At 69.2% G+C, this 22,592-nt stretch carries 23 protein-coding genes and 2 pseudogenes; 17 read left to right on the top strand and 8 right to left on the bottom strand.

Translation table 11 applies throughout. The features are described 5' to 3' along the window. From fadD3 to A5622_RS16815, 5 genes and pseudogenes are all read left to right on the top strand, one after another. Positions 1 to 793 (top strand): annotated as a pseudogene (fadD3, locus tag A5622_RS16835) (3-((3aS,4S,7aS)-7a-methyl-1,5-dioxo-octahydro-1H-inden-4-yl)propanoate--CoA ligase FadD3); the annotation flags it as partial. Then, positions 793 to 1,938 carry an acyl-CoA dehydrogenase family protein gene (locus tag A5622_RS16830; RefSeq protein WP_066880114.1) on the top strand — a complete coding sequence of 382 codons (1,146 nt, stop codon included), beginning with the start codon at positions 793 to 795 and terminating at the stop codon, positions 1,936 to 1,938. The pseudogene fadD3 and the gene A5622_RS16830, both read left to right, overlap by 1 nt. After that, the gene (locus A5622_RS16825) at positions 1,935 to 2,879 is read left to right on the top strand and encodes an acyl-CoA dehydrogenase family protein (protein WP_066880112.1); all 945 of its coding nucleotides are present in this window, start codon (positions 1,935 to 1,937) and stop codon (positions 2,877 to 2,879) included. Before A5622_RS16830 ends, A5622_RS16825 begins: the two co-directional genes overlap by 4 nt. Continuing rightward, a complete protein-coding gene (locus A5622_RS16820; RefSeq protein ID WP_066867365.1) occupies positions 2,876 to 3,832 on the top strand; it encodes an acyl-CoA dehydrogenase family protein in 957 nt (318 codons plus the stop codon). The genes A5622_RS16825 and A5622_RS16820 overlap by 4 nt, the downstream gene beginning before the upstream one ends. After that, a complete protein-coding gene (locus tag A5622_RS16815; protein ID WP_066880110.1) occupies positions 3,829 to 4,995 on the top strand; it encodes a pyridoxal phosphate-dependent aminotransferase in 1,167 nt (388 codons plus the stop codon). The genes A5622_RS16820 and A5622_RS16815 overlap by 4 nt, the downstream gene beginning before the upstream one ends. 18 nt (positions 4,996 to 5,013) lie before the next feature. On the opposite strand, the gene A5622_RS16810 is transcribed toward A5622_RS16815, so the two are convergent. Beyond that, the gene (locus tag A5622_RS16810; protein WP_066880108.1) at positions 5,014 to 5,844 is read right to left on the bottom strand and encodes an arylamine N-acetyltransferase; all 831 of its coding nucleotides are present in this window, start codon (positions 5,842 to 5,844) and stop codon (positions 5,014 to 5,016) included. A 130-nt stretch (positions 5,845 to 5,974) separates the two neighbouring features. Here A5622_RS16810 and A5622_RS16805 point away from each other — a divergent pair, with 130 nt between their 5' ends. Then, positions 5,975 to 6,454 carry a hypothetical protein gene (locus A5622_RS16805; RefSeq protein ID WP_066880106.1) on the top strand — a complete coding sequence of 160 codons (480 nt, stop codon included), beginning with the start codon at positions 5,975 to 5,977 and terminating at the stop codon, positions 6,452 to 6,454. Positions 6,455 to 6,479: 25 nt separating this feature from the next. Here A5622_RS16805 and hsaB read toward each other — a convergent pair whose 3' ends face one another. The 4 genes from hsaB to hsaA are packed head-to-tail and all read right to left on the bottom strand — an operon-like array spanning position 6,480 to position 10,072. Further along, entirely contained in the window at positions 6,480 to 7,046 is a 567-nt protein-coding gene (gene hsaB, locus A5622_RS16800) for a 3-hydroxy-9,10-secoandrosta-1,3,5(10)-triene-9,17-dione monooxygenase reductase subunit (RefSeq protein ID WP_066880104.1), read from the bottom strand. 11 nt (positions 7,047 to 7,057) lie between these two features. Continuing rightward, positions 7,058 to 7,960 (bottom strand): iron-dependent extradiol dioxygenase HsaC, encoded by a 903-nt coding sequence (gene hsaC / locus A5622_RS16795; RefSeq protein WP_066880102.1) that lies wholly within the window; start codon positions 7,958 to 7,960, stop codon positions 7,058 to 7,060. Beyond that, positions 7,957 to 8,841, bottom strand: a complete 885-nt coding sequence (gene hsaD, locus A5622_RS16790; RefSeq protein WP_066880100.1) for a 4,5:9,10-diseco-3-hydroxy-5,9,17-trioxoandrosta-1(10),2-diene-4-oate hydrolase — start codon at positions 8,839 to 8,841, stop codon at positions 7,957 to 7,959. The genes hsaC and hsaD overlap by 4 nt, the downstream gene beginning before the upstream one ends. Before the next feature lie 46 nt (positions 8,842 to 8,887). Further along, positions 8,888 to 10,072, bottom strand: a complete 1,185-nt coding sequence (gene hsaA, locus A5622_RS16785) for a 3-hydroxy-9,10-secoandrosta-1,3,5(10)-triene-9,17-dione monooxygenase oxygenase subunit (RefSeq protein WP_066867379.1) — start codon at positions 10,070 to 10,072, stop codon at positions 8,888 to 8,890. A 265-nt stretch (positions 10,073 to 10,337) separates the two neighbouring features. On the opposite strand from hsaA, the gene A5622_RS16780 reads away from it, so the two are divergent. Both A5622_RS16780 and A5622_RS16775 read left to right on the top strand, forming a co-directional pair. After that, on the top strand, positions 10,338 to 11,420 hold the full coding sequence (locus tag A5622_RS16780; RefSeq protein ID WP_066867381.1) for a ferredoxin--NADP reductase: 1,083 nt from the start codon (positions 10,338 to 10,340) through the stop codon (positions 11,418 to 11,420). A gap of 47 nt (positions 11,421 to 11,467) precedes the next feature. Continuing rightward, positions 11,468 to 12,001 carry a hypothetical protein gene (locus A5622_RS16775; RefSeq protein WP_066867384.1) on the top strand — a complete coding sequence of 178 codons (534 nt, stop codon included), beginning with the start codon at positions 11,468 to 11,470 and terminating at the stop codon, positions 11,999 to 12,001. 1 nt (position 12,002) lies between these two features. Here A5622_RS16775 and A5622_RS16770 read toward each other — a convergent pair whose 3' ends face one another. Next, a complete protein-coding gene (locus tag A5622_RS16770) occupies positions 12,003 to 12,887 on the bottom strand; it encodes an SDR family oxidoreductase (protein ID WP_066880116.1) in 885 nt (294 codons plus the stop codon). Positions 12,888 to 12,971: 84 nt separating this feature from the next. Here A5622_RS16770 and A5622_RS16765 point away from each other — a divergent pair, with 84 nt between their 5' ends. After that, positions 12,972 to 13,544, top strand: coding sequence for a TetR/AcrR family transcriptional regulator (locus A5622_RS16765; protein WP_066880098.1), 573 nt, complete (start codon positions 12,972 to 12,974; stop codon positions 13,542 to 13,544). Here A5622_RS16765 and A5622_RS16760 read toward each other — a convergent pair. Then, positions 13,541 to 15,679, bottom strand: a complete 2,139-nt coding sequence (locus A5622_RS16760) for an acyl-CoA dehydrogenase (RefSeq protein WP_066880096.1) — start codon at positions 15,677 to 15,679, stop codon at positions 13,541 to 13,543. The two genes, A5622_RS16765 and A5622_RS16760, sit on opposite strands and share 4 nt — an antisense overlap. Before the next feature lie 344 nt (positions 15,680 to 16,023). On the opposite strand from A5622_RS16760, the gene kstR reads away from it, so the two are divergent. Continuing rightward, positions 16,024 to 16,623 (top strand): cholesterol catabolism transcriptional regulator KstR, encoded by a 600-nt coding sequence (gene kstR, locus A5622_RS16755; protein WP_066867395.1) that lies wholly within the window; start codon positions 16,024 to 16,026, stop codon positions 16,621 to 16,623. Between the two features lie 6 nt (positions 16,624 to 16,629). Here kstR and A5622_RS16750 read toward each other — a convergent pair whose 3' ends face one another. Continuing rightward, a complete protein-coding gene (locus A5622_RS16750; RefSeq protein WP_066880094.1) occupies positions 16,630 to 17,709 on the bottom strand; it encodes a LacI family DNA-binding transcriptional regulator in 1,080 nt (359 codons plus the stop codon). A gap of 128 nt (positions 17,710 to 17,837) precedes the next feature. Between A5622_RS16750 and A5622_RS16745 the strand changes: the two genes are divergently transcribed. From A5622_RS16745 to A5622_RS30820, 7 genes and pseudogenes are all read left to right on the top strand, one after another. After that, entirely contained in the window at positions 17,838 to 18,776 is a 939-nt protein-coding gene (locus A5622_RS16745) for a metal ABC transporter solute-binding protein, Zn/Mn family (protein WP_066867391.1), read from the top strand. Next, positions 18,773 to 19,588: a metal ABC transporter ATP-binding protein gene (locus tag A5622_RS16740; RefSeq protein WP_066880092.1), complete on the top strand. Its 816-nt coding sequence runs from the start codon at positions 18,773 to 18,775 to the stop codon at positions 19,586 to 19,588. Before A5622_RS16745 ends, A5622_RS16740 begins: the two co-directional genes overlap by 4 nt. Next, positions 19,588 to 20,448, top strand: coding sequence for a metal ABC transporter permease (locus A5622_RS16735; protein WP_066880090.1), 861 nt, complete (start codon positions 19,588 to 19,590; stop codon positions 20,446 to 20,448). Before A5622_RS16740 ends, A5622_RS16735 begins: the two co-directional genes overlap by 1 nt. 34 nt (positions 20,449 to 20,482) lie before the next feature. Further along, a complete protein-coding gene (locus A5622_RS16730) occupies positions 20,483 to 21,193 on the top strand; it encodes a sensor domain-containing protein (protein WP_066880087.1) in 711 nt (236 codons plus the stop codon). 56 nt (positions 21,194 to 21,249) lie between these two features. Then, a complete protein-coding gene (locus A5622_RS16725; RefSeq protein WP_066868873.1) occupies positions 21,250 to 22,008 on the top strand; it encodes a LamB/YcsF family protein in 759 nt (252 codons plus the stop codon). Then, positions 22,008 to 22,331: pseudogene (locus A5622_RS16720) on the top strand (MBL fold metallo-hydrolase); the annotation flags it as partial. The gene A5622_RS16725 and the pseudogene A5622_RS16720, both read left to right, overlap by 1 nt. Before the next feature lie 50 nt (positions 22,332 to 22,381). Then, positions 22,382 to 22,592: hypothetical protein (locus A5622_RS30820; RefSeq protein ID WP_369829243.1), on the top strand; the 211-nt coding region annotated here is incomplete at its 3' end.

The raw sequence follows: 22,592 nt of genomic DNA, 5'->3' as shown, positions 1-22,592 counted from the left end.
CGCACTGCAGGCCATCGAGCGACACCGCATCACCGTGCTGCCCGGGCCGCCCACCATCTACCAAACCCTGCTCGACCACCCGGCGCGCAACGACTACGACCTGAGCTCGTTGCGGTTCGCGGTGACCGGCGCGGCGACCGTGCCCGTGGTGCTGGTCGAGCGCATGCAGTCCGAACTGGACATCGACATCGTGCTGACCGCCTACGGGCTGACCGAGGCCAACGGCATGGGCACGATGTGCCGCGCCGACGATGACGCGGTCACCGTGGCCACCACCTGCGGCCGCCCGTTCGCCGACTTCGAATTGCGCATCGACGCCGAGGCCCCCGGGGAGTCGGGCGAGGTGTTGCTGCGCGGGCCGAACGTGATGCTGGGCTACCTGGAAGACCCCGAGGCCACCGCGGCCGCCATCGACGCCGACGGCTGGCTGCACACCGGTGACATCGGCGCCGTCGACGCGGCCGGCAACCTGCGCATCACCGATCGCCTGAAAGACATGTACATCTGCGGTGGATTCAACGTCTACCCCGCCGAGGTCGAGCAGGTGCTGGCCCGGATGGACGGCGTGGCCGACGCCGCGGTGATCGGAGTTCCCGACGAGCGGCTCGGCGAGGTGGGCCGGGCATACCTGGTGACCCGGCCCGGCGCCCAACTCGACGAGCAATCCGTGATCGCTTACACCCGTGAACATCTGGCGAACTTCAAGGCACCGCGGTCGGTGCGGTTCGTCGACGCGTTGCCGCGCAATGCCGGCGGCAAGGTGGTCAAACCACAACTGCGAGAGCTGGACTGATGGATCTGGATCTAGACGAAGACACCCTGGCCTTCCAGGCCGAGGTCCGGGAATTCCTGTCGGCCAACGCCGAAAACATCCCGACCAAGTCATACGACAACGCCGAAGGCTTTGACCAGCACCGGAAATGGGACCGGGTGCTGTTCGACGCCGGCCTGTCGGTGATCACCTGGCCGAAAAAGTACGGCGGCCGCGACGCGCCGCTGCTGCACTGGGTGGTGTTCGAGGAGGAGTACTTCCGGGCCGGCGCGCCGGGCCGCGCCAGCGCCAACGGCACCTCGATGCTGGCGCCGACGCTGTTCGCGCACGGCACCGAAGAACAGCGCGACCGGATCCTGCCGAAAATGGCTAGCGGAGAAGAGATCTGGGCCCAGGCGTGGTCGGAGCCCGAGTCCGGCAGCGACCTGGCGTCGCTGCGATCCACCGCCACCCAGACCGACGGCGGTTGGCTGCTCAACGGGCAGAAGATCTGGAGCTCGCGAGCCCCGTTCGCCGAGCGGGGCTTCGGGCTGTTCCGGTCAGACCCGGGAGCCGAGCGGCACAACGGGCTGACGTACTTCATGTTCGACCTGAAGGCCAAGGGGGTCACGGTGCGCCCCATCGTCCAGCTGGGCGGCGACACCGGGTTCGGCGAGATCTTCCTCGACGACGTCTTCGTGCCCGACGAGGACGTGATCGGCACCCCGCACGAGGGCTGGCGGGCGGCCATGAGCACGTCGAGCAACGAGCGCGGCATGTCACTGCGCAGCCCGGCCCGCTTCCTGGCCACCGCCGAGCGGCTGGTGCGGCTGTGGCAGGACAGCGGCTCACCCGAGGCGTTCGCCGACCGGGTGGCCGACGGCTGGATCAAGGCGCAGGCCTACCGGCTGCAGACCTTCGGCACGGTGACCCGGTTGGGCCTCGGCGGGGAGCTGGGCGCCGAATCCTCGGTGACCAAGGTGTTCTGGTCCGACCTCGACGTCGAACTGCACCAGACCGCGCTGGACCTGCTGGCCGCCGACGGGGAACTGACCAGCCGGTGGACCGAGGGCTTGCTGTTTGCGCTGGGCGGCCCGATCTACGCCGGCACCAACGAGATTCAACGCAACATCATCTCCGAGCGGTTGCTGGGCCTGCCGCGCGAAAAGTCCGGGGGCAAGAAGTGAAATTTGCGCTAGACGAACAGCAGCGCGACTTCGCGGCCAGCATCGACGCCGCGCTGGGCGCGGCGGATCTGCCCGGCGCGGTGCGCGCGTGGGCGGCGGGCGACACCGCACCGGGCCGCAAGGTGTGGGAGCAGTTGGCCACCCTGGGCGTCACCGCGCTGGCCGTGCCGGAGAAATTCGACGGGATCGAGGCCGACCCCGTCGACCTCGTCGTCGCCGTCGAGCGCCTGGGCCGCTGGTGCGTGCCGGGGCCGGTCGCCGAATCCATCGCCGTGGCACCGGTTTTGCTCGCCTCGGGCGATCGGGCCGAGCGATGCGCCGAACTGGCCTCCGGTGAGCTGATCGCCACCGTCGCCCTGCCGCCGCAGACGCCGCGCGCGGTGGACGCCGACGTGGCCGGGCTGGTGCTGCTGGCCGGCGAGAACGGCGTCACCGAGGCAACACCAGACGACGCCCACGAGTCCGTCGACCCCAGCCGAAAGCTCTTCGACGTGACCGCGACCGGGCCGTCGTGGCAGGCGGATGTCAAGCGCGCCTACCAGTTCGGCGCGCTGGCCACCGCGGCCCAGCTGATCGGTGCGGCCGAGGCGCTGCGCGACGGCGCGGTCGACTACGCCAAGCAGCGCACCCAGTTCGGCCGGGTGATCGGCTCGTATCAGGCGATCAAGCACAAGCTCGCCGACGTGCACATCGCCATCGAGCTGGCCCGTCCGCTGGTGTATGGCGCGGCGCTGACGCTGGACCCCCGCGACGTCAGCGCGGCCAAGGCGGCGGCGTCGGAGGCGGGGCTGTTGGCGGCGCGGTCGGCGCTGCAAACCCACGGTGCGATCGGCTTCACCCAGGAGCACGACCTGTCGCTGTTGCTGCTGCGGGTGCAGGCGCTGCGGTCGGCGTGGGGCACCCCGGAGCAGCACCGGCGCCGAGTGCTGGAGGCGCTATGACCACAACAGAAGAACGCGAACTCCTCCGCGAGACCGTCGCCGCCCTGGTGGCCAAGCACGCCGGCCCGGCGGCCGTGCGCGCGGCCATGGAGTCCGAGAAGGGCTACGACGAGTCGCTCTGGCAGCTGCTGTGCGAGCAGGTCGGCGCGGCGGCACTGGTGATTCCCGAGGAGCTGGGCGGCGCGGGCGGCGAACTGGCCGATGCCGCAACGGTTTTGCAGGAGCTGGGCCGCGCGCTGGTGCCCTCCCCGCTGCTCGGCACCACGCTGGCCGAGCTGGCGCTGCTGAGCGCGGCCGAACCGGACGTCACGACGCTGGAGGGCCTCGCCGAGGGCGCCGCGATCGGCGCGCTGGTGTTCGACGCCGACTACGTGGTCAACGGTGATATCGCCGACGTCGTGGTCGCCGTCGAGGACGGCCGGCTGAACAGGTGGACCCGGTTCGGCGCCGAGCCCGTCACCACCATGGACCCGACCCGGCGCCTGGCGCGGCTCACGGCCGAGGAGACCGAGCCGATCGGCACCGACCCCGGCCTGGCGGACACGGCGGCCATCCTGCTGGCCGCCGAGCAGATCGGCGCCGCGCAGCGCTGTTTGGAGCTGACGGTCGAATATGCCAAGGACCGAGTGCAATTCGGCCGGCCGATCGGCAGCTTCCAGGCGCTCAAGCACCGGATGGCCGATCTGTATGTCACCGTCTCCGCCGCCAAGGCCGTCGTCGCCGACGCCTGCGATGCCCCCAGCCCCACCAACGCCGCCACCGCCCGCCTGGCCGCCACCGAGGCGCTGAACGTCGTGGCCGCCGAGGGGATCCAGCTGCACGGCGGCATCGCGATCACCTGGGAACACGACATGCACCTGTACTTCAAACGCGCCCACGGCAGCGCGCATCTGCTGGATTCGCCGCAACAACTGCTTAAGCGGCTGGAATCCGAGGTACTCCAGACGCCGTGACCGACCGTGTCTCGCTGCGCGCCGGCATCCCACCGTTCTATGTGATGGATGTGTGGCTGGCGGCCGCGGAACGCCAGCGCAGCCACGGCGACCTGGTCAACCTGTCGGCGGGCCAGCCCAGCGTGGGTGCGCCCGAGCCGGTGCGAGCGGCTGCGGCGGCCGCCGTGCATTCCAACGAGCTGGGTTACTCGGTGTCGTTGGGCACCCCGGAACTGCGCGCCGCGATCGCCGCCGACTACCAGCGCCAGCACGGGCTCGACGTCGAACCGGATGCGGTGGTGATCACCACCGGCTCCTCCGGCGGCTTCCTGCTCACCTTCCTGGCCTGCTTCGACGTCGGCGATCGGGTGGCGCTGGCCAGCCCCGGTTACCCGTGTTACCGAAACATCTTGTCCGCCTTGGGTTGTGAGGTGGTGGAGATTCCCTGCGGGCCGCAGACTCGCTTCCAGCCGACCGCGCAGATGCTGGCCGAACTCGACCCGCCGGTGCAGGGCGTCATCGTGGCGAGCCCCGCCAACCCGACGGGCACCGTCATCGACCCGGCGGAGCTGGCCGCCATCGCCTCCTGGTGTGATGCATCGGGAGCGCGACTGATCAGCGACGAGGTGTACCACGGCCTGGTCTACGACGGTGCGCCACAGACCAGCTGCGCGTGGCAGACATCCCGAAACGCCGTGGTGGTCAACAGCTTTTCGAAGTACTACGCGATGACGGGCTGGCGGCTGGGCTGGCTGCTGGTGCCGGCCGAGCTGCGCCGCGCGGTGGATTGTTTGACCGGCAATTTCACCATCTGCCCGCCCGTGCTGTCGCAACTCGCCGCGGTGGCGGCCTTCACCCCGGAGGCGACGGCCGAAGCCGACGGTCACCTGCACCACTACGCGACCAACCGCTCGCTGGTGCTCGACGGGCTGCGCAGCATCGGCATCGAGCGGTTGGCCCCCACCGACGGCGCCTTCTACGTCTACGCCGACGTTTCGGATATCACCGACAACTCGATCGAGTTCTGTTCAAAGCTGTTGGCGCAGACCGGTGTTGCGATCGCACCAGGCATCGACTTCGACACCACGCGCGGGAATTCGTTCGTCCGGCTGTCGTTCGCGGGCCCGACCCACGATATCGAGGAAGCGGTGCGACGCCTCGGCCCCTGGCTCGCGGCGCGCTAGCGAAACCGCACGAGGCGCCTAGGCGTCGAGCACCTGCGCGATGCGCGCCTCGAGCGCACCCGCCTCGCCGATGCCCGCCACGTCGATGCCGAACCGCTCACCGAGCACCTCGACGACCGCCGCCGCGTCCTCGAGGCGGATCTTCTCGCTGCCATCGGCGCGGTGAATCGTCAGGTTCCGGCCGGCCAGGTTGTAGCGGGCGTCGTCGGTGGTCAACGCGACCATCAGGCTGGTCACGAAATGCGACGACGGATGCGTGGAGACGTACCAGCTGCCCACCCGCAGATCGATCTGGGGCACGCTCTGGGTGCCGAAGACGTACAGCGGTTGCCACTCGTCGCGGACCTGCGCTTGCAGCACCAGGCCGTCGCCGCGGTCGTTGAGCCGATACGGCTCGTGCGTGGTCTGCTGGGCGTTGCCGGTCTGCAAACGGATGGGAGACGTCAGCGTCTGGCCACCAAAGCCGACGTCGACCAAAAACGAACCCCGCGAGCCCGGGAACGTCACCGCCAGCACGGTGTGCGTCTGGGCGCCCAGCGGCGTCTCGGGTGGCTGCATCCAGACCACCCGGCCGGCCAACCGCCGCACCCGGAAACCGATTTCGGCAAGCGCGTAGCCCATCAGGCCGTTCTGCTCGTAGCAGTAGCCCCCACGGCGCCGGCGGACCAGCTTGTCGGTGAGGGCTTCCGGGCCAAGGTCGTCGACCGGCACGCCCATCAGCGGATCGAGGTTCTCGAACGGGATCGAGCCGGTGTGGGCGGTCATCAGCGCCTGTAGCACCTCGAGGCTCGGTTCGGCCGGACCGTCGTAGTTGATGCGGTCGAAGTACCCGTTCAGGTCCAGCGTCATGACTCCATTCTCCGGCCCCGCGGAGGCGCTCGAGCCGCGGGTGTCGACTTGGGTTGTTTCGTTCCTGTCGAATACGGCAACCCGGCGAACGGGGCCTTAGCGCTTCGGTATATCGACAACGGAGTCCATCATGAATACCAGCAACACCGTCTGGATCGTCATCGCCGCAGTTGTGGCGGTCCTCGTGATCGTCGCCCTGGCTATCGCCGCCCGCAGAGCCACCAGGCGCCGCCGCGAGCGGGAGGCCGAACAGATCCGCGAAAAAGCCAACTTGGAGAGCGCCAAGGTCGAGCGCCGCGAGGCCTTGGCCGCCGAGACGGCCGCGAAAGCCCGTGCCGCGCAGGCCGAAGCCGAGGCCAAGGCCGCCGAAGCCGCCCGCCTGCATGATCGGGCGTCAACCCATCAGACGGAAGCGGCGTCCTCGCGCGAACAGCTCGACGAGCAGTTCAAGCGTGCCGACAACCTCGACCCGAAGGTGAAGGCCGACAAGGACAGGGATGTCGCGGCCGGCGAGAACGCCGCCGGACGCGACCCCGCGTGGAGCCAGGAGCAGCCGATAGCGGACAACTCCCCCACGGTCGACATGTCCGCCGACCGCCGCGACCGGTAGGGCGCCGCTACAGCCAGGTGTCCCGCTACAGCCAGGTGTCCTGGGTGGTCGTCGTCAAAAACGCTTCCAGGTCGTCGCGCCACTGGGCGGGCGTCGTCTTGTCCGGTTCGATGCCGGTGTATTCACCGCGATAGAACAGCAGCGGCCGCGGCTTGATCTTGGGCGCCTCCGAAAGCGACTGCACCGCACCGAATACCACGAAGTGATCGCCCCCGTCGTGCGCGGAGGCCACCGTGCAGTCGATGTAGGCCAGCGAACCGTCGATGATCGGCGAACCGAGTTCGGAAGGGTGCCAGTCGATCCCGGCGAACTTATCGGGCTCCTTGGAGCCGAAGCGGGCCGAGACGTGCTTCTGCTGCTCGGTCAGCATGTTGACGCAGAACCGGCCGCTGGCCTCGATCGCCTGCCACGACCGCGACACCTTGGTGGGGCAGAACAACACCAGCGGCGGGTCCAGCGACAGCGCCGCAAACGACTGGCAGGCGAAACCGACCGGGACGTCGTCATGCACGGTGGTGATGATGGTGATCCCGGTGCAGAACTGGCCGAGCACGCTGCGGAACGTGCGCGGGTCGATCGGCGCGGCAGTCATGGCCTGAGAAACTAACCCTTGAATCCGACGCTGAAGTCGTGGCCCCACAGGCTGATCGCGGTGCTCTCCCGGGCGATCCAGTCGTCGTCGGCGACTTGTCTTCCCTCGCAACCGAATTCGATGTCGAACCCGCTGGGTGTCTTCATGTAGAAGGACAGCATCAGGTCGTTGACGTGGCGGCCCAGCGTCGCCGACATCGGCACCTTGCGGCGCAGGGCCCGGTCCAGGCACAGGCCGACGTCGTCGGCGTTCTCGACCTCGACCATCAGGTGCACGATGCCGCTGGGGGTCTGGCCGGGCATGAAGGCCAGGCTGTGGTGGCGCGGGTTGCAGCCCAGGAACCGCAGCCAGGCTGGGGGGCCGTCGGCGGGCCGGCCGACCACCTGAGGGGGCAGTCGCATCGAGTCACGCAGCTTGAAGTCCAGCACGTCGCGGTAGAAGTGCAGGGTCTCTGCGTCGTCGCGGGTGGTCAGCACCACGTGGCCCAGGCCCTGGTCCTCGGTGACGAACTTGTGCCCGTACGGGCTGACCACGCGGCGGTGTTCGAGCGCAGCGCCGTGGAAGACCTCCAGACAGTTGCCGGACGGGTCGGAGAACCGGATCATCTCGTCGACCCGGCGGTCGGCCAGTTCGGCGGCGGTGGCCTCCTTGTAGGGCGTGCCCTCGATGTCTAGCCGGTTCCGGATCTCTTGCAGCCCAGCGGCATTCGCGCATTCCCAGCCGGATTCGATGAGCCGGTCCTGCTCGCCGGGCACGATCACCAGCCGTGCCGGGAAGTCGTCCATCCGCAGATAGAGCGCGCCATCGGTGGCGCCCTTTCCCTCGACCATGCCGAGGACTTTCAAGCCGTATTCACGCCAGGCCGCCATGTCGGTGGCCTCGATACGCAGATAGCCCAAAGAACGGATGCTCATCGCGCACCTCCCAGGAAGTCGATCGTGAGCTTGTTGAACTCGTCGAATTTCTCCACCTGTGCCCAGTGCCCACATTGCCCGAAAACGTGAAGCTGTGCACGCGGAATGGTTTTCAGTGCGACCAGCGCGCCGTCCAGCGGGTTGACCCGGTCCTCGCGGCCCCAGATCAGCAGCACCGGCTGGCGTAGCCGGTGCACCTCGCGCCACATCATGCCCAGCTCGAAATCGGCTCCGGCGAAAGACATCCCCATTGCCCGCGTCGCGGTCAGCGATTCGGGTGTGCGGGCCAATTCGAAGCGCTGGTCGATCAATTCGTCGGTGATCAGCTTCTGGTCGTAGACCATCACCCGCAGAAACGCCTCGAGGTTTTCGCGGGTGGGCTCGGCGGAGAACCTGCCGAGCCGTTTGACGCCCTCCGTCGGGTCGGGCGCGAACAGGTTCACGCTCACCCCGCCTGGCCCCATCAGCACCAGCTTGCCGGCCCGGTCCGGGTAATCCAGCGCGAAGCGGACCGCGGTGCCACCGCCGAGCGAATTCCCAACCAGCGGAACGCGTCCCAGACCCAGCTGGTCGAACAGACCCTTGAGCGCCCGTGCCGCGTAGTGGTTGAACTGCCCGTGCTCGGCGCGCTTGTCGGAGTGGCCGTAACCCGGCTGGTCGACGGCCAGCACGTGAAACCGCTCGGCCAGCACCGGGATGTTGCGGGAGAAGTTCGTCCAACTCGCCGCGCCCGGTCCGCCGCCGTGCAGCAGCACCACGGTCTGGTCGTTGCCGACCCCGGCTTCGTGGTAGTGCAGCTTCAGCGGGCCGTCGACGTCCACCTCGGCGAACCGCGAGGTCGATTCGAAGGTTATTTCTTCGGTTGTCGAGGTGCCGGTCATTCGGCGCCGCTCCTCCTCATCGCTTCGCTCTGCATCGTCGCCGGCGCTAGACCATGGTGTCGCCGGGCGGCAACCCGAACTCGTTGTTCCCGAAGATCTGGTAGGCCCGCTCCGGGTCGTTGGCCGCGTGCACCCGGCCGGCGTGCGCATCGCGCCAGAACCGTTGCACCGGTTGGTCATTGCCCAAGGCCGTGGCACCGGACGCCTCGAACAACCGGTCGATGGAGGCGATCGCCCGGCCGGTGGCGCGCACCTGGTCGCGGCGCGCGCGGGCGCGCAGGTCGAACGGGATCTCCTTGCCGGCGGACAGCAGGGCGTACTCGTCGGCGACGTTGCCGCTCAACTGACGCCAGGCTGCGTCGATGTCGCTGGCCGCCTCGGCGATGCGGACCTTGGCGAACGGGTCGTCCTTGGCCTTCTCGCCGGCGAACGCCGCCCGCACCCGCTTGCCCTGATGCTCGACGTGCGCGTCGTACGCGCCGTAGGCCATCCCGACGATCGGCGCCGAAATGGTTGTGGGATGCATTGTGCCCCAAGGCATCTTGTACACCGGCGCGGTGTTGGTCTCATACCCGCCCGCGGTGCCGTCGTTCATGGCCTTGTAGGACAGGAACCGGTGGCGCGGCACGAAGACGTCCTTGACGACGACGGTGTTGCTGCCGGTGCCCCGCAGGCCCACGACGTGCCACACATCGTCGATGCGGTACTCGCTGCGCGGGATCAGGAAGCTGCCGAAGTCCACCGGACGGCCGTCCTTGATCACTGGACCGCCGAGGAACGCCCACGTGGCGTGGTCACAGCCCGAGGACCAGTTCCATGAGCCGTTGACCAGGTAACCGCCATCGGTCACCACGCCGGCACCCATCGGGGCATACGACGACGACACCCGGGTCTTGGGGTCCTCGCCCCAGACCTCCTCCTGGGCCTGCTGGTCGAACAGCGCAAGGTGCCAGTTGTGCACGCCGATGATCGAGCTCACCCAGCCGGTGGAGCCACACGCGCTGGCCAGCCGCCGCACCGCCTCGTAGAACAGCGTCGGGTCGCACTGCAAACCGCCCCACTGCTCGGGCTGCAACAGGGTGAAGAAGCCCACATCCTGAAGATCCTGAACGGTCTCGTCGGGCAGCCGCCGTAGGTCCTCCGTCGCCTGAGCGCGTTCGCGAATCTGCGGGAGCAGATCATCGATGCCAGCCAAAACCGACTGCGCATCACGCTGTTGAATGGACGTCACTTACGTTTGCCTCCTGCGCCAGACTTACTCAGCGGACTTACACCAGAGACTAGAACACGTTCCGATTTGTGTCGAGCAGGGTATTCCTGCGGCTGGTAGCGATACGAATCCGCTTTTCTGTAACATGTTCTAGTTGCCCGTGGCGATCGCAAGAGCGGCGGAGCCGGTCGCAGCGGGTCGACACGTTTTGCCGTGGCGATCGCAATAGCGGCGGAGCCGGTCGCAGCGGGTCGACACGTTTTGCCACGAAAGGAAGGGACGGGCCTTGACCGAGGCGATTCCCGACGAGCCACTCGGTGACCACGTCCTCGAACTGCAGGTCGCCGAGGTCATCGCCGAGACCGACGACGCGCGGTCGCTGGTGTTCGCGGTACCCGACGACGCGGGCGACCCCGACATCCCGCCCGAGCGGTTACGGTACGCGCCGGGCCAGTTCCTGACGCTGCGCGTTCCCAGCGAGCGCACCGGCTCGGTGGCCCGCTGCTATTCGCTGTGCAGCTCGCCGTTCACCGACGACGCGCTCACGGTCACCGTCAAACGCACCGCGGACGGCTACGCGTCCAACTGGCTGTGCGACCACGCGCACAAGGGCATGCGCATCCACGTGCTGGCCCCGTCGGGCACCTTCGTGCCCAAGACGCTGGGCGACGACTTCCTGCTGATGGCCGCGGGCAGCGGCATCACCCCGATCATGTCCATCTGCAAGTCCGCACTGGCCGAGGGCAGCGGGCAGGTGACGCTGGTCTACGCCAACCGCGACGAGCGCTCGGTGATCTTCTCCGACGCGCTGCGCGAGCTGGCGGCCAAATACCCCGACCGGCTCACGGTGCTGCACTGGCTGGAATCGCTGCAGGGCCTGCCCAGCGTGGCCGCGCTGGCCAAGTTGGCCGCGCCCTACACGGATCGGCCCGTGTACATCTGCGGCCCGGGCGCCTTCATGGACTCGGCGAGACAAGCGCTGGAAACGCTGAAAGTGCCTGCGGCGCAGATACATATCGAGGTGTTCAAGTCGCTGGACTCCGACCCGTTCGCGGCGGTGACGATCGAGGACACCCCCGAGGGCGACGAGCCGCCGGCGACCGCGGTGGTGGAGCTGGACGGCGAAACCCACACCGTGTCCTGGCCGCGCAACGCCAAGCTGCTCGACGTCCTGCTGGCCAAGGGCCTCGACGCCCCCTTCTCCTGCCGCGAGGGTCACTGCGGCGCGTGCGCGTGCACCCTGCGCAAGGGCAACGTGAGCATGGAGGTCAACGACGTGCTCGAGCAGCAGGATCTGGACGAAGGCCTGATTCTGGCCTGTCAATCTCACCCGGAATCTGATTCGGTAGAAGTCACCTACGACGAGTAGCCGCGGGGCTAAGTTCACCGTTGGGATCACCGGGAAAGGGAGCATCGATGAGGCGGCTGGTATCGGGATTCGCAGTCGTCGCAGTGCTGCCGATGCTTGCACCCGCCCCGGTGTGCGCGGCGGCCAGCAACACCGCCACCACGCTGTTCCCGCTGGACGGGCCCAACCAGCTGGAGACGCGGGCCGTGCTGAATTGCTTCAAGGCCGACGGCCACTGCGACTTCACCGCCGGGGCGGACATGCTGACGCCCGACGGCGTGACCGGCTTCCCGCCCGGCCTGTGGGCCCGGCAGACCACCGAGATCCGGTCCTCGAACCGGCTGGCCTACCTCGACGCCCACGCCACCGGCCAGTACGAGCGGGTGATGAAGTCCATGGGTTCCGACGAGATCACCACCATCTACATGGGCGAGGGCCCGCCGGAGAAGTACCAGACGAACGGGCGCATCGACTCCACCGATTGGCAGACGGGCCAACCCAAGACCGACAACAACGTCATCGCCTGCACCCACATCCAGGTGGTCTACTCCGGGGTCAACATCACCTCACCGAGCACCTGCGCGCAGACCACGTTCTCCTGACCTATTCGGGGTAGTCGCCGGTCTCGAGATCGTCGAGCAGGCTTGGACCAGTGGGCTTCCAGCCCAATCGCTGGCGGGTCAGTGCGCTCGACGAGGGCTGGTCGATAGCGAACATGGTGCCGAGCGGCCCGAAGACCGCGTCGGGGACGGACTCGACGGGCACGCCGACCCGGCGACCGATCACCTCGGCGATCGCCCGCATCGGGTCGCCTTCGTCGCCCACCGCGTGCAAAACCGAACCGGGCGCGGCCTTTTCGAGAGCGAGCCGGAACAAGGACGCGGCATCGTCGCGATGCACGGCAGGCCAGCGCTGGGTACCGTCACCGACGAAGGCCGACACGCCGCGCTGCCGTGCGGCCTGAATCAGGATGCTGCAGAAGCCGTACCGGCCACCGGCGTCGTGCACCGATCGCGGCAGCCGCACCACGGCCGATCGGACGCCTTGCTCGGCCAGGTCGATGACGGCCTGTCCGGTGCGTGCGCGTCCGGCCATCGGCCCCTCGGTGTTGAAGGGGTCGTCCTCGGTGCTCGTGCGGCCGGCGAGCGCCGGGGTGCCGCTGGCAACCACCAGCGGTTTACCTGTGTCGACGAGCGCGGCGCCGACCGCGGTGACGGCGCGAAATTCGTCGCCGATCGCGTCACCGATCATCCGGGTGAAGTCGTGGGAGAACGCCAGGTATACGACGCCGTCGGCGTCATCGGCCGCCTTCCGCATCAGATCGAGGTCGGTGACGTCGCCGCGCAGCGGCTCAGCGCCGAGCCCGCTGATGATCGCGGCCGCAGCGTCCGACCGGGCCAGGCCCACGACCTGATGGCCGGCGGCGATCAATTGTGCGACGACGGCCGAGCCGATTCCGCCGCTGGCGCCGGTGACGAATACGCGCACGAGTAACTCCTTCATCTGATGCGACTATTGTCCCATCACCCTACACCAGTGATGGGACAATGGTCGCATCACTAAAGTGGGGCCATGGCTCGCTGGGAACCCGACGCGCGCGCACGCCTGGTCGGCGCGGCGCTGGACCTGTTCAACGAGCGCGGCTACGACCAGACGACCGTCGCGGAGATCGCCGAGCGCGCTGGCCTGACGAAAAGCACGTTCTTCAGACACTTCCCGGACAAGCGGGACGTGCTGGCGGCCGGCCAGGACGCCATCGCCCAACTACTGCGCGAGGGCATCGCCGCTGCGCCCGCCGACGCGACGCCGCTGGCCGCGGTGTGCTCCGGCCTGAAGTCGGCAGCGGCGGCGTTCACGTCGTTCAACAAGGAACTCGCCCCCAGGCTCAAGGCCGCGATCGCTGCCAGCGCCGAGCTTCAGGAACGCAACGCGCTCAAACAGATCGGATTGGCGCTGGCGGTGGTCGAAGCGCTGCAATCCCGCGGCGTGCCCGAGCCGACCGCGGCACTGGCCGCCGAGCTGGGTGCCTTGGCATTCAAAAAGGCCTACGCCCGTTGGGCCGAACCCGGCGAGGACCAGGATCTGGGTGCCATGGCATGCCAGGAGCTGGAGGAATTGCGCTCTGCTGCAGCCGATCTCGGCTAGCGCGGCAGCCCCAGAAGTCGCTCCGCGGCGACGGTGAGCAGGATCTGCTCGGTGCCGCCGGCGATGGTCAGGCAGCGGGTGTTGAGGAAGTCGAACACCGCGCGGTCGCCGTCCGCCCGCCGATCGACCAGCCCGCCGCCCTCGGAGACATCCATGGTGAATTCGGCCAGGGCCTGGCGGTAGCGCACACCGATGAGCTTGCGCACGCTGGACTGCGCTCCCGGGTCCTGGCCGCCCACGGCCAGCTGGGCGATCCGCTGGTCCAGCAGCGCGCCGGTCTGCGCCGCGACGATCAACCGCCCCAACCGGTCTTGCTGCGCGGCGTCGAGGTCGAGCTCGGCCAGCAGCTCGAGCAGTTCCTCCATCGGGTTGCCCAGCGCCGTCCCGTTGGCCATCGCGACGCGCTCGTTGGCCAGCGTGGTGCGGGCCAGCCGCCAACCGTCGTTCACCTCGCCGACCACCAGCTCGTCGGGAACGAACACGTTGTCCAGGAACACTTCGTTGAACAACGAGTCGCCGGTGATCTCGCGCAGCGGGCGGATCTCGATACCCGGGGAGCTCATCTCCACCAAAAAGTAGGTGATGCCTTTGTGTTTCGGCGCGTCCGGATCCGTGCGGGCCAGGCACACGCCCCAGCGCGCCTTGTGCGCCGCCGACGTCCACACCTTCTGCCCGGTCAGGTTCCAGCCGCCCTCGGTCCGGACCGCCTTGGTGCGCAGCGACGCCAGGTCCGAGCCGGCTCCCGGCTCGGAAAACAGTTGACACCACAGGAATTCGCCACGCGTGGTGCCGGGCACGAAGCGCTCGATCTGCTCGGGGGTGCCGTGCTCGAGGATGGTCGGCGCCGCCCACCAGCCGATCACCAGGTCGGGCCGGGCCACGCCGGCCGCCGCCAGCTCCTGGTCGATCAGCAACTGCTCGGCGGGTCCCGCGCCACGGCCGTAGGGCGGCGGCCAGTGCGGCGCCTGCAGGCCCGCCTCGGCCAGCGCCGCCTGCCGCTTCTCCTCGGGCAGTTCGGCGATCTGGGCGACGGCGGCGGCGATCTCCGCCCGCTGGTCCTCGACCTCGCTGAGGTCGATACCCAGGCGGCGTCGCACCCCCGACTGGGTCAGCGCGGTGATGCGGCGTAGCCAGGCCTCCGCCCCGCCCAGGAACCGGCCGATGGCGTGCGCCCGGCGCAGGTACAGATGCGCGTCGTGCTCCCAGGTGCAGCCGATGCCGCCGAGGACCTGGATGCAGTCCTTGACGCTGGCCTTCACGGCGGCGATGCCGGTGCTCGCGGCCAGGGCCGCCGCGATGGAGAACTGGGCTTCGTCGCCCTCGGCGGCAGCCCGCGCGGCATCGGCGGCGGCCACCTCGGCCTGCTCGGCGCGGCACAGCATCTCGGCGCAGATGTGCTTGATGGCCTGGAAGCTGCCGATCGGCTTGCCGAACTGCTCGCGGACCTTGGCGTAGTCGACGGCGGTCTCCAGCGACCATCGGGTGATGCCGGCCGCCTCGGCCGCCAGCACGGTCGCGGCCAGCTCCTCGACGCGCTCGCGCTTGTCCGACACCACGGTGGCCGGCGCCGAGTCCAGCACCACCCGGGCCAGGGGCTGGGAGAAGTCGGTGGCCTGCAGGGGTTCGATCCGCACGCCCTCGCCGCCGGTGTCGATCAGCAGCCACTTGCCGTCGGCCGGCGCCAGCAGCACCGCGCCGTCGGCTACGCCCAGCGCGAAGGGCAGCGTGCCCGACGCCGTCGACGTTGCGCCGTCGAACTCGACGTCGCCTTCCAGCGCCAGCCCGGCGAAGCGCTCCCCGGCGGCGAGGGCGCCCAACAACTCGGGATCCGAGATCACCAATGTGGCCAGCGCGGTGGTGGCGACCGGCCCGGGGATCAGCGCCTTCGCCGCCTCCTCGACCATCGCGCACAGGTCTTCGATGCTGCCGTCCGCCCCGCCGAACTCCTCGGGGATAGCGACGCCGAAGATGCCCAGCTCGGCCAGCCGGGAGAACACCGGCCGCCAGGCGTCGGGCTTGCCCTGCTCCACGTCGCGGATCGCCGCGGTGCCGCCCGGCCCCGACGTCGAATTGCGGGCCCAGTCGCGCACCAGGGCCCGCGCGGCAAACTGTTCGTCGGTGACGGTCGCTACCACGTGAGAGCCCTCCGCGTCCTTGACTCGGCGTGACAGGGGCGTCGAAACCCCTGTCCTGATTGTGCGATCTGCCCGCCCAGCGGGTATGCCTTCGGCACGTGTTGGCACGCAACCCGCGCTCTTCGAGACTAGAACGTGTTCTAATAGTGCCAGTGATCGACCGTCAAGTCGAACGCCATTACAGCAGCACAGCGCTTGTCCGCGGCGGTATGGAGGTGGGAAATTCACACGCAGAATGCGTATCGTTTGCAAACGAACCGCCGGGAACAGGAGCAAACCGTCACATGCCAGCCAACGCAAATCCGAGCCGCGTTTCTGACGCGCAGCCGCGCGAGGTTCTGAACGTGGCGGTACTGGCGGAGTCCGAACTGGGGTCGGAGGCGCAGCGGGAACGCCGCAAGCGCATCCTGGACGCCACCATGGCCATCGCCTCCAAGGGCGGTTACGAGGCAGTTCAGATGCGTGCGGTGGCCGATCGCGCCGACGTCGCGGTGGGGACGCTGTACCGGTATTTCCCGTCGAAGGTGCACCTGCTGGTGTCGGCGCTGGGCCGCGAGTTCAGCCGCATCGACGCCAAGACGGACCGCTCGGCGATGACCGGGGGCACGCCCTTTCAGCGGCTGAACTTCATGGTGGGCAAGCTCAACCGCGCAATGCAGCGCAACCCCCTGTTGACCGAGGCGATGACCCGGGCCTACGTGTTCGCCGACGCGTCGGCGGCCAGCGAGGTCGACCAGGTGGAGAAGCTCATCGATTCGATGTTCGCGCGGGCGATGGCCGACGGCGAACCGACCGAGGACCAGTACCACATCGCCCGGGTGATCTCCGACGTGTGGCTGTCGAACCTGCTGGCGTGGCTCACCCGGCGGGCCTCGGCCACCGACGTCAGCAAGCGGCTGGACCTGGCCGTGCGGCTGCTGATCGGCGACCAGGACTCGAAGTAGCTTTGCTCACGCCGGCGGGCCGGCGGTGCGGCCCCGGATGAGTTCGGTGTCCAACAGTTCGATGGCGGGCAGGCCCGAGCGCGGCGGCTTCAACAGCAGCTCCCCGGCCCGGCGGCCCTTCTGCAGGCTGGACTGCGACACCGTGGTCAGCCCGCGGTTGATGGCCTCGGGCACGCCGTCGAAGCCGGTGACGGTCATCTGCCCCGGCACGTAAATGCCGTGGGCGCGCAGGTAATCCATGGCCGACAGCGCCAGGATGTCGGCGGTGCACATGAGCGCGGTGATCCGCGGATTGGCCTCCAGCGCCGCCTTGGCGGCCGCGCCGCCCGATTCGGGCAGGTGCTCGTAGCTCTCCACCACGGTCAACGAATCGGGCTGCACGCCGGCGGCCGTCATCGCTTCCCACACGCCGACGATGCGCTCGCGTTGCACGTCGAACGCGGGTGAGCGGAGCCGGTCGGCGTCTACCAGGCCCTGGCGCCGGTCCCGGCCCAGCCGCATGGTCAGCAGCCCGATCTCGCGATGCCCCAGGCCCAGCACATAGTCGGCGAGCTCACGCATCGCCGCGCGGTCGTCGATGCCCACCCGCGAGACGCCGGGCAGCCCCTTGGGCTGGTCGACCACCACTATCGGCAGCCGGCGCTGCAACACCACCTGCAGGTAGGGATCCTCGTCGCACACCGAATAGACCACGAAGCCATCCACGCCGGCCGAAAGCACCGCGGCCGTGCCGTCTTTGAGGCTGCGGCTGGGTCCGACAGCGACCAGCAGCAGCCCCTGCCCCAGCGCTTCGCAGGACTGGGCCACGCCGGTGACGAAGTCGCGTGCGGCGGGGTCGCTGAAGAAGTAGGGCAGCGGTTCGGCCATCACCAGACCGGCCGCGCCCGCCTTGCGGGTCCGCAACGAACGCGCCACCGGGTCGGGGCCGGCGTAGCCCAGCCGCTTGGCCGTCGCGAGCACGCGCTCGCGCAGGTCCGGGGAGAGCTGATCGGGTCGGTTGAAGGCATTCGAGATCGTCGTGCGCGAAACGTTGAGCTCGTCCGCCAATGACGCCAGAGTCGCACGCCGGCGCGGTGTGGGACTCACGTTCGGTGAGGCTACAGCGGATCGGGGCCCGTGCGTACGTGCTTCAGCTTGCGGCTTTGTAATGGAAACGGTTTTCATTAGTATTGTGGATCGGCTGACTGGCCGGCGGGAGGAAAACGGACGTGCACATGGCACCGACGCGGCAACGAACGGCTAAGGCCAGAACCGCCGACGCGACGCGATGGCTGGCGGCCGCGCTGGCGGTGGCCGGCGGCGCGGTGCTCACCGGCTGTGTCGGTTCGGCGCATTCGCGCGCGCTCTCCGTCGTCGCCTCCACCGACGTGTGGGGCAGCGTGGCGCGCGCCGTCACCGGCCGCCACGTCGCCGTCAAATCCATTCTCAGCGGGGCGGACATCGACCCCCACTCTTATGAGGTCAGTCCCGCCGACGCCGCCGCGATCGCCGACGCCCCGCTGGTGGTCTTCAACGGCGGCGGGTACGACGGGTGGGTCGACGACGTGCTGGCCCGCCACCCGGACGCCAAGCCGGTCAACGCCTACTCGTTTCTGAACAACGACGGAGCACCCCGCAACGAGCACGTCTTCTACGACCTGGACGTCGCCAAAGCGGTGGCGAGCACCATCGCCGAGCGCCTCGCGACGATCGACGCGGGCAACGCCGCCGACTATCGGTCCAACGCCGTCGCGTTCGGCCGCGACGCCGACTCGATCGCCGGCGCCGAACACGCCATCGCGACCGCCTATCCCAACACCTCGGTGGTCGCGACCGAACCGGTCGCGTTCTACCTACTTAAGGCCACGGGCCTGGCGAACCGGACCCCGCCCGCGTTCGAGGCGGCCATCGAGAACGAGACCGATCCGGCACCGGCCGACATGGCGGTGGTCCTCGACCTGGTCAACCGTCGTCAGGTGTCGGCGGTGCTGGTCAACCCGCAGACCTCCACCACCGCGATCAACGGTCTGCGCGACGCCGCACGGCACGCGGGCGTCCCGGTCACCGACGTGTCCGAAACGCTGACCGAAGGCACGGAATACCTTGCCTGGCAACGCAACACGGTCAATCAGCTGCAGTCCGCGCTGCGGTCGAGCCGGACCGTACCGTCGTGAGCCTCGAACCGGCCATCGAGAACCCCGCGGAAACGGTTTCGCTGCGCGGGGCGCGGCTGTCCTTCGGCGACCGGGTGCTGTGGGACCACCTGGACCTGTCGGTGTCGCGCGGCGAATTCATCGCGGTGCTGGGCCCCAACGGCAGCGGCAAGACGTCGCTGCTCAAGGTGCTGTTGGGGCAGCTGCCGCTGAGCGCCGGTGTCGGGCTGGTGGACGGCAAGCCGATCACGTCGGGCAGCGGACGCATCGGCTATGTGCCCCAACACCATCCGATGGACGCCGACGTGATGCTGCGCGGGCGCGACCTGGTGCGGCTGGGCATCGACGGGCCGCGCTGGGGCGCCATCCCGCTGCGGTCGGCCGATCGGGCCCGCCGGCGCGCGGCCGTGCGCCAGGCGCTGCGCCAGGTCAACGGCGAACACCTGGCCGACGTCCGGGTGGGGACGATGTCGGGCGGCGAGTTGCAGCGGGTGCGCATCGCCCAGGCACTGGTCAGCGACCCGCTGCTGTTGCTGTGCGACGAACCGCTGCTGACGTTGGATCCGGCCAACGCCAGGCTGGTGTCGGCGCTGATCGAGCGGCGCCGCCAGGACGCCGCGACCACCGTCATCGTCGTCACCCACGAGATCAACCCGATCCTGCCGTACGTGGACCGGCTGCTGTATCTGGTCGACGGCCGGTTCGAGATCGGCACGGTCGAGCAGGTGATGACCAGCCAGACCCTTTCGGCGCTATACCAATCCGACATCCAGGTGGTGAAGGTCAAGGACGGCTACGTGGTGGCCGGCGCTCGTGACGATGGGTACCACTGATGGAACATCGGCTCACCGGCCTGCTGAACCACCTGTTCTCCTTCGACATCACCGCCCACCTGCTCGCCCACGACTTCGTGCAGCAGGCGCTGTTGGCGGCCGCCCTGCTGGGCCTGGTGGCCGGGCTGATCGGGCCGTTCATCGTGATGCGCCAGATGTCGTTCGCCGTGCACGGTTCCAGCGAATTGTCTTTGACCGGAGCCGCTTTCGCGCTGCTGGTGGGGTTCGGCGTGGGCCTCGGCGCCCTGATCGGCAGCGCCCTGGCCGCGGCGCTGTTCGGTGTGCTCGGGCGGCGTGACCGGGAACGCGACTCGGTGATCGGCGTGGTGCTGGCGTTCGGGCTGGGCCTGGCGGTGTTGTTCATCCATCTCTATCCGGGCCGCACGTCGACCAGCTTCGCCCTGCTGACCGGCCAGATCGTCGGGGTGGGCTACACGGGCCTGACCATGCTGGCGCTGGTCTGCCTGCTCGTCATCGCCGTCCTGGCGACGTGTTACCGCCCGCTGCTGTTCGCCACGGTCGACCCCGACGTCGCCGCCGCCCGCGGCGTGCCGGTCTACGCGCTGGGCATCGTGTTCGCCGCCCTGGTCGGGGTGGTGGCGGCCCAGGCGGTGCAGATCGTCGGCGCGCTGCTGGTGATGTCGTTGTTGATCACGCCGGCGGCCGCGGCGGCCCGGGTGGTCGCCTCCCCGGCGGCGGCGATGGTCACCTCGGTGGTGTTCGCCGAGGTGTCCGCGGTCGGGGGCCTGCTGCTGTCGCTGGCGCCGGGCGTGCCGGTGTCGGTGTTCGTCGCGAGCATCTCGTTCCTGATCTACCTGGTCTGCTGGCTGATCGGGCGCCGGCGATCCGCTGCCGCTTAAGCTGGGCCCCACAAGGTTTTACGTCCGGGAGGCAGTGGTGCGCGGGCGAATCGCGTTGCTGGTGGCCGCGGCGGTGTCCGCCCTGGCCACCGGCTGCACCACCGTGGTCGGCGGCAGCGCGTCGCCCGCAGACACCTCCGGTCCGCTGCTCCAGCCGCCGGTGGCCGCCGCGGCCCTGGATGGGCTGCTGCTCGGGGTGGACCAGATCAACTCCTTGCTCAGCTCGGGGATGCGGCTGCGGTACGGCGTTCAGACGATGTGGGATTGGAGTTCGACTTTCAGCGACAAGAGCTGCCTGGCGATGGACGGCCCGGCCCAGGAGGCCGTCTATGCGGACACCGGCTGGATCGCGATGCGCGGCCAGCGCCTCGACGACAACTTCGACGACCCGGCGGTCCGCAACGACTCCGCCATCCAGGCCGTGATCGCCTACCCCTCGGCGCGCAAGGCCAACGTGTTCTACGACGCCTCGGTGCGACGGTGGTCCGCCTGCGCCAACCGGAAGTTCTCCGAACATCCCGTGGACAAGCCGGACATCGTGTGGACCGTCGGCGAGGCCCACAAGGTCGGTGGCACGCTCAGCACCTCCGAAGTTCAGGACAGTAGCGACGGCTGGACGTGCCAGCGGGCGCTGACCGTGCGCAACAACGTCGTCATCGACGTCGCCACCTGCGGCTCCTTCGTGCCCGGCGGGTCCGCGGTCGACCTCGCCGAGCGGATCGCGGCCAAGGTCAGCGGGCGGTAGCCGGCGCCGCGCCTCCTCGCCTAGGCCGGCGCCGGGCGCCCCCATAAGCTGGGCGGGTGGCCGCTATCGACCTCAACGCCGACCTGGGCGAGGGCTTCGGTGTCTGGCGCCTGGGTGACGACGACGCCATGCTCGGCATCGTCAGCAGCGCCAACGTCGCGTGCGGTTTCCATGCCGGTGACCCGGCGGGCCTGCTGCGGGTATGCCGGTCGGCCGCCCGGCGCGGGGTCCGCATCGGGGCGCAGGTGAGCTACCGCGACCTGGCCGGGTTCGGCAGGCGCTTCATCGACGTCGCCGCCGAGGACCTGATCGCCGACGTGGTGTATCAGATCGGCGCGCTGCGGGCGATGGCGCACGCGGCCGGCTCCACGGTGTCCTACGTCAAACCCCATGGCGCGCTGTACAACACGATCGTCACCCACGTCGAGCAGGCCGCCGCCGTAGCCGAGGCGGTGCGCCTGGTGGATTCCGGATTGCCGGTGTTGGGCATGGCGGACTCGGCCTTCTTCGACGAAGCCACTCGGCGCGGATTACGCACGGTCGCAGAGGCTTTCGCCGACCGGGCCTACCGGCCCGACGGCCGGCTGGTGTCGCGCCGCGAACAAGGCGCGGTGCTGGCCGACCCGGCGGTGATCGCCGACCGGGTGGCGACCATGGTCGACTCCGGGCAGGTCACCGCGATCGACGGCACCCAACTCACGCTGAAGGTGGAATCGGTTTGCGTGCACGGTGATTCGCCGGGAGCGGTGCAGATCGCCGCCGCCGTCCGCGACCGCCTTGCCACGACCGGCACCGAGATCAGGGCGTTCTGCTGATGCGACTGAAACTCGGGCGTCCCGACATCGCGCGGTACGCAGGCCGGTTCGACGCTCCCGCCGCCGAGGCCGACGGGCTCTCGGTGACCTGGATCGGCGTCGCCACCCTGCTGATCGACGACGGCTCGTCGGCCCTGATGACCGACGGCTACTTCTCCCGGCCCGGCCTGGCCACGGTCGCGGCCGGCAAGGTGGCACCCTCGCCGGCGCGCGTCGACGGATGCCTGGCCCGGGCCAAGGTCTCGCGGCTGGAGGCGGTCATCCCGGTGCACACCCACTTCGACCACGTGCTGGACTCCGCACTCGTCGCCGACCGCACCGGCGGGGTCACCGGTTCGCCGATGACGCCGGGAAACCGGTCGGGCGGGCAGTGGTGCGATTCGATCAGGGTGACGTCGTAGGCGCCCAGCTGCATCGGTTCGCCGTCGGCCGCGACGACGATCCGGTCCTGCGGCAGGCCGTATCCCCTTCCGACGTTGGCCGCGGACTGCCCGCCGACCAGCCGCGCGCCGGTGCGGTCGGCGACGAGTGCGGAGTCCAGCACGTGGTCGAAGTGGGTGTGCACCGGGATGACCGCCTCCAGC

Source organism: Mycobacterium sp. 1245801.1, from assembly GCF_001673055.1.
Classification (GTDB): domain Bacteria; phylum Actinomycetota; class Actinomycetes; order Mycobacteriales; family Mycobacteriaceae; genus Mycobacterium; species Mycobacterium europaeum_A.
This window is presented reverse-complemented; position numbering and strand designations above follow the sequence as displayed.